This is a genomic window from Streptomyces lancefieldiae, assembly GCF_031845825.1.
Taxonomy (GTDB): domain Bacteria; phylum Actinomycetota; class Actinomycetes; order Streptomycetales; family Streptomycetaceae; genus Streptomyces; species Streptomyces lancefieldiae.
This window is the reverse complement of sequence record NZ_JAVRFH010000278.1, coordinates 1-578: the sequence shown is the minus strand read 5'-3', so window position 1 is coordinate 578 and position 578 is coordinate 1. Positions and strand designations below refer to the sequence as shown.

Here is a 578-nt window from a genome sequence, read left to right as displayed (position 1 = left end):
GCCGGCGTCCACCTTGGCGACCAGCTCGGCCAGCTGGGCTCCGTCGCTGCGGACCCACAGGCTCGCGCTGCGCACTCCCCGGGTGGGGTCCTCGGGAATCGGGCCGGCCGTGCTGGCGGCGACCCCGCCGTCGGCGACGTAACGCGTCAGCTGCGCCAGCTCCTCCGGGGAGACCCGCACGTGGTTCACCACGGCCTGGAACGGACCGCCCACGGCGGCCGGGCCCGCGGCGAGGTCGAGGGGGCCGACGACCCGGTCCGTGCCGTAGCCCCGGAGGCGGTCGGCGTGCTGGGGCGCGTCCACCGCGGTGACGTGCGCTCCGGCGTCGACGGCGAGCTGCACCACGAGGCTGCCCACCGCGCCCCCCGCCCCGTTGACCAGGACGGACTGACCGCGCTTCAGCTCGGCGAGCTCGAACGCCGTCTGCCAGGCCGCCAGGCCGGTCAGCGGCAGCGCCGCGGCGTCGACCAGTTCGGTCGTCCGGGGCGCCGGGGCCAGGGACGCGGCCGGGACGAGCGCGTACTCGGCGGCGCCGCCGGCGGAGTCGAGGGGCAGCATCGCCACGACCCGGTCACCGA

At 77.9% G+C, this 578-nt stretch carries 1 pseudogene; it reads right to left on the bottom strand.

Annotated elements, in window-relative coordinates:
- Positions 1-578 (bottom strand): annotated as a pseudogene (locus tag RM812_RS42125) (NADP-dependent oxidoreductase); the annotation flags it as partial.